The sequence below is a fragment of the Herbaspirillum sp. B65 genome (assembly GCF_000333555.1).
GTDB lineage: Bacteria > Pseudomonadota > Gammaproteobacteria > Burkholderiales > Burkholderiaceae_D > Herbaspirillum > Herbaspirillum rubrisubalbicans.
On the sequence record NZ_BADI01000751.1, the window covers coordinates 1 to 5285 of the forward strand.

The 5285-nt window shown below is 58.1% G+C and carries 6 protein-coding genes and 2 pseudogenes; 1 reads left to right on the top strand and 7 read right to left on the bottom strand.

The genetic code is table 11. The features are described 5' to 3' along the window. The coding region (locus I5W_RS17725) for an acyl-CoA dehydrogenase family protein (protein WP_044530213.1) at window positions 1-644 on the top strand (644 nt) is incomplete at its 5' end. A gap of 90 nt (window positions 645-734) precedes the next feature. Here I5W_RS17725 and I5W_RS17730 read toward each other — a convergent pair. From I5W_RS17730 to I5W_RS17755, 7 genes and pseudogenes are all read right to left on the bottom strand, one after another. Beyond that, a complete protein-coding gene (locus I5W_RS17730) occupies window positions 735-1106 on the bottom strand; it encodes a hypothetical protein (protein WP_044530214.1) in 372 nt (123 codons plus the stop codon). Window positions 1107-1218: 112 nt separating this feature from the next. Beyond that, a complete protein-coding gene (locus I5W_RS17735; RefSeq protein ID WP_044530215.1) occupies window positions 1219-1590 on the bottom strand; it encodes a helix-turn-helix domain-containing protein in 372 nt (123 codons plus the stop codon). Next, entirely contained in the window at window positions 1565-1771 is a 207-nt protein-coding gene (locus I5W_RS34275; RefSeq protein ID WP_083893574.1) for a type II toxin-antitoxin system HigB family toxin, read from the bottom strand. The genes I5W_RS17735 and I5W_RS34275 overlap by 26 nt, the downstream gene beginning before the upstream one ends. 193 nt (window positions 1772-1964) lie before the next feature. Then, window positions 1965-2888 (bottom strand): helix-turn-helix domain-containing protein, encoded by a 924-nt coding sequence (locus I5W_RS17740; protein WP_017450206.1) that lies wholly within the window; start codon window positions 2886-2888, stop codon window positions 1965-1967. 468 nt (window positions 2889-3356) lie between these two features. Then, window positions 3357-4406, bottom strand: coding sequence for an aliphatic aldoxime dehydratase (gene oxdA / locus I5W_RS17745; protein WP_044530216.1), 1050 nt, complete (start codon window positions 4404-4406; stop codon window positions 3357-3359). Window positions 4407-4432: 26 nt separating this feature from the next. Beyond that, window positions 4433-4942: pseudogene (locus I5W_RS17750) on the bottom strand (GTP-binding protein); the annotation flags it as partial. Between the two features lies 1 nt (window position 4943). After that, window positions 4944-5285, bottom strand: a pseudogene (locus tag I5W_RS17755) (hypothetical protein); the annotation flags it as partial.

Here is a 5285-nt window from a genome sequence, read left to right on the forward strand (position 1 = left end):
ATCGTCTTTGCCGTTCCGACAGGTCCGCTGGCAAGAAGGGAATTTCCTGTTTCCTGGTACCGTGCGATACGGCCGGCTTCGTGGTCGGGCGTAGCGAAGAAAAGATGGGGCAACACGCTTCGGATACGGTCCAGATCATCCTCGAAAACTGCCGGGTGCCGGCCACAGCCTTGCTCGGCAAGGAAGGCGATGGCTACCGCATCGCCCTGTCCAATCTCGAAGCCGGCCGCATCGGCATCGCCGCGCAGAGCGTGGGCATGGCGCGTGCCGCCTTCGAGGCCGCCGTCAGTTATGCCCGGCAGCGGGAATCGTTCGGGGTACCCATCATCGACCACCAGGCCGTCAATTTCCGCCTGGCCGACATGAACTCTTTATTGGATGCGGCCAGGCTCATGGTGTGGCGCGCTGCCCAGTTGAAGGATCAGGGGCGTCCTTGCCTCAAGGAGGCATCGATGGCCAAGATGTTCGCCTCCGAAGCCGCCGAGAAAATTGCCTCCGATGCGATCCAGATCCATGGTGGCGTCGGCTATACCAGCGACTTTCCGGTCGAGCGCATTTACCGTGACGTGCGCATCTGTCAGATCTATGAAGGGGCCAACGATATCCAGCGGCTGGTCATCGGGCGGGCCATTGCCGCACCTTGAACGGTCCAGGTAGAGCGCCTTGGTCTTGAACGCATATTGCATCGATGGATGCAATATGGGCAGAGATTGTCGATGGTCTCAAGGAGCCGATTACCGTCGTTTCAAAACCAGGCGACCTTCACTTCTGGAAACCTCTTTGTAAGTTCTCAATTTGGCGAGCGAGCCGATTCCGCCTGCGGCAAGCGCGATCGCAATGCAGCTATATGTGGTCGCCCCGCCGAGTATTGCAATTGGCGCTGGTGCGATTGCTGCTGCGGCAACTTCAGACGTTCCTCCTGTCGGTAGCGCAATGATGGTGGCGGCGACGGCGACCCCGATAGCGCCGAATGCAATAGCCCATGCCACTTTTCCTGTAGCGCGAATGCGGATAATTTTTCTGGCCAAGTCCCCTTCGATTTGAATCGTATCTTCCTCAGATTTGATTGCTTTGCCCAGATCTTTTTCATTAGTTACGGTAGTCATGCTATTTCCCCCTTATAGGTTTATGTTTCCTCAAGAACTGTATGAGGGGAAAATCGTGCCCCCCTCAACCTTCACGGTAACCACAGGAATTCCCGCAGTTACCCATTGTTGGCTATGCCGCAATTTTTTTAGGCGGCTTGATCAAGCTTTCAGCGGGAATGCCGAGTCCTTGGTTTAGCTTCCAGATCATGCCGAGTGTAAGGGGGCGCTTGCCATTGAGGATTTCATAGACTCTGTTGGAGCGACCAATATACGGTTCCAAATCTTTAACGGTAAGGCCCGCCTGCTCCATGCGGAATTTGATGGCCTCAATAGGGTCGGGCAGGTCAACTGGATAGTGTTTGGCCTCATAGGCGTCAACCAGTGTAACCAAGATGTCCAGGCGATCGCCTTCCGGGGTGTTTAGTTTTGCCGTCATCAAGCCTTCAATCTCCGTCAGGGCGGCGCGGTAATCGGCGTCAGTTTTGATGGGTTTGATATCCATGATGGTCTCCGTTAAATCGTCTGTGCGTCGATGTCATCGAATTGATCCAAACAACAAGTCGATACTTGTTCCCGGCAATGTTGAAGACAGCGCGGCCGTCTTTCAGGATGCTTGCATTGCCAGGCGCTTGCTGCCGAGCTTGCTCCGGTCCATGGGATTTACCCTGATCAGTAAGGTACAACTAGGGTAACAAAACAGAGTAAAAATTCAGATAACAAAATGATCGGGGAGGATAGGCGCCCAAGAGAACATCGGAAAGGCTAACCCTAACAGCGCGTCCATTGAAGGTAGCGGTTTTTTCGAAACCTTAACGTTTCTGTCATCAATCTGGAAGGCTGCCAATCGGCAGCCTTTATTGTTGATGGAACCAGACCCTAGTGCGACAACAAACTCTGCGGCGTACAGCCAAAGGTGGCCCGGAATACCCGGCTGAAGTGGGACAGATCGGAGAATCCGGCGTCCAGTGCCGCCGTGGTGACATTGCCGGCATTGCCTTCGGTGAGCGCGCGATAGCTGGCTTGCAGTCGCACCCGGCGCAGCACATCCATGGGTGTCTGGTTGTGCTGGGCAAAGGCGCGTGTCAGTGTTCGTTCGGAGACGTGGTGAGCTGCGGCCAGGACGTGGAGATTGAGTTGCGGGTCGGTATAGTTCTCGCGCAGATAGGCGAGCACACGTTTGTAGAGATCGTTCTTCTCTGCCGCAGTTGTCCTGGCGCTGGGCGCGGCCAGGCTCAAGGCGAGCACGTCCAGCAAGGCGGCGCCGTAGCGCACCGCCGATTCGGCATCGTTGAATTCGCACGTGCTTGCCTCTTCCAGCATCGAGCGCAGCGCCATCACACCGGGCCGGCGCACATCGATCAATTGTGCGGTCATATGTTCGGCCTCCGGGCAGCGGCTCAACAGGGACTTGCGCGGCAAGCGCGTCAGATAGATTTTCTCCGGGCCCAAGGCAAACTCGAACGGCCGGGCGCCATCATACAAGGCCATGTCGCCTGATTGCAGGCGTGTCTGCCGGCCATCCTGTGCCAGATAGGCTTGGCCGCTGACCATGAAGGCCAGCCACAGGTCGTCGTCGGGATTTGAACGAATATGGTGCGCGTCACGTCGCCAATGGTGCAAGGGCGAGCTCATGATGGCCATGTCGAGCATCCCGATGGAATTGACGGACATGGCGCCGTCGAAGACGGGTTCTCCCGATAGCTTGCTGTCCGCCTGGAGGCAATGACGACAGACGACATCATTCCAATACTCGAAGCGCCGTGGCGCTTCGACGATCGCAGTGGTGTATTGAGCCTTCATAAGGGGCACTCCTGATGTATCGAGTCGATGCAGACATGGTGACTGATTACCGGGCTGGCCAATGCGCTTGACTGGCTGGTTTCGTGCAGCGTTGTGGCTGCTGGAGGACCGATCCCTGGTAGCAAAGTATCTGTCAGATGAACGCACAAGGGCAATAGAATTTCATGCATCGCTGCCAACGGCGCTACATGTTTTGTGCAAAATTTATGCCTGCCTTCGACTATCCGGGCAAGCTGCCCTGATGGGGGGATTAGGTCGATGGATTGAGCGCGTTATGCGCCCGTCGATTGCCTTGAAAACGGCCAGGGTAAAGGGTTTTCGGCCAGCGCAGAAAATGGGGAAGGACTAGGGGAGTAGCGTTCCAGGCTCTGCCCAGGATGCCGCAAAGGATGAAAAAAAACCACTGGGTGGATGACCCAGTGGCCGTGTCGATGACCTGTCGCTTGACTGGCCAGGCAGTGTTGCTGCTCAGGAAGTCCGGGCGTCGCGCAACATGCCGGTGGTCGGATGGCAGTTGATGTATTCCAGCCATTGCGTGGCACCGTCGGAGACCGACACTTCGTGATAAAGCCTGAGTTTTTTCAAGCCGGTGACGACCTTGAAGAAAGTGGTGAAGATGCGCAGGTGGGTGGGATGTGATTCGGCCCAGCGTTCCAGCAGATCCAGCGAGCGCCAGTGGCCGATGTCGTAGGCGATATCGAGCAGCTTGCCATCCAGGTCCACGTTGCGCACGAAGCGATTGCTGTAACAGCCGATCTCCTTTCCCTGGTCGCGCAGAAAGTCCATGCCATCCTGCAGCGGTGGCAGCATCTCGTTGAAATAGAGCGCACGCTCCTCCGGGTCGGCATCAACCCAGTCCTGGCCGGAGCGAATCAGGGCGATGTTGTCGTGACCCTTGAGCACCACCCGGCCACCTTTGGCGGGGTCGCCGGAGATCACTTCAAGCTGGCCGCAAGGGCGCATCCGGTCCACTTGCGAGGCGGGGATGCGGTCACGCATCGATCCCCAATAGCCGTGTTCCTCGATGTCGTCGCTGATGCGATCCATGACGGCGCCCACGCCTGGCAGCTCTTCCTTGAAGGCATACAGGGTCTCGAACTGTTCGGCGCGGGGCGAGAATACTTCCCTGAAGTAGCCGATGCCGTCGGCGAGGCGGGCTTCGCTGTCCCACCATCCGGTCACTTCGGGGGAGCGCATCCAGCGGCAATAGTGACCTGCATCACGCCAATATCCGACGACGATGAAGTTGCCATATCCCTGGTTGTCGAGGTGATAGCTCATGTCGTGATTGCCCGGGCCATCGGGCAGGGCGAAGCTGGCGACGATATGGCGCATGGCCTGCAGTGCCGCCGCCCGTTGTTCTTCCTTGAACTGGATGCCGAGGTAGGCCATCGTCACCTGGGTCAGGCTGTCGTCGGCGCGACCGACCCACATCGGGAAGGGCGGCTGGTAATCGTCGCCGACCCGGCGCGAAAGAGTACGAGGGCATTTGAGATGCTGGTCGATTGCGGATTCCATGCGGGATCTCCTTCTTTTTGAAAATATCAATGCAACGTGGTACTGGCCTGTTGCTCGAACGCGGCAGCACCGGGTAGCTGGGCCCAGGCATCGGGGCCGGCTTCGATTTCGGCGGTACTCAGCGAGCAGGCATCGAGCTCCTCGGTCAGTCGGTCCCAATCGATGCCCTGGCCAATGAAGACCAGTTCCTGCCGGCAGTCGCCGACCAGCGCGTCCCACTTTTCCTGGATGCCTTGCCGACGATAGCTGTCCTGTGGCCATTGGTCTTGCTCGATGAAACGCCACCAGCGCCCCACGAAGCCCCATTGAAATTGGCCCCCGGTCTGCACCAGCATGGCGATGTCGGGATATCGGCTGGACATCCAGAGATAGCCTTTGCAGCGCAGCAGGCGACCATTGCGCCAAGGACGTCCGAGCCAATCCAGCAGCCGTCCCGGATGAAACGGCAGTCTTGCGCGATAGACGCTGGAGGAGATGCCGTAGGTGTCGGCCTCCGAAGGTGGCTGAGCGTCATCCATGGTCTGCATCCATCCTGGGGCCGCCGGGATAGTTCCGGATGCAATAGTAGATGTCGTAGGCATCTTTCTGTTTGTAGCGTCCTTCGATGGCATGTCCTTTCATGGCCAGCAATGCCGGGATCGAGCACACCGCGATTTCGACGCGGTTGGTGCCGCCGGCGGGCATCGGGCCGCTAATGGCCACCCATTGATAGAAGCGCAGGGCCAGGTCGGCCCCATCGGCTTTTTGGACGGCGAAGTCACTGATGAGCGGGGGGACGTTCTTGACGATCTCGGCGTCGCGCGGCATGAGGAAATCGACAACGATGTCAATCGGTCCGCCTCCATCGTCGGTAGGCACTTGCCGCAAAAGCTGAATCGC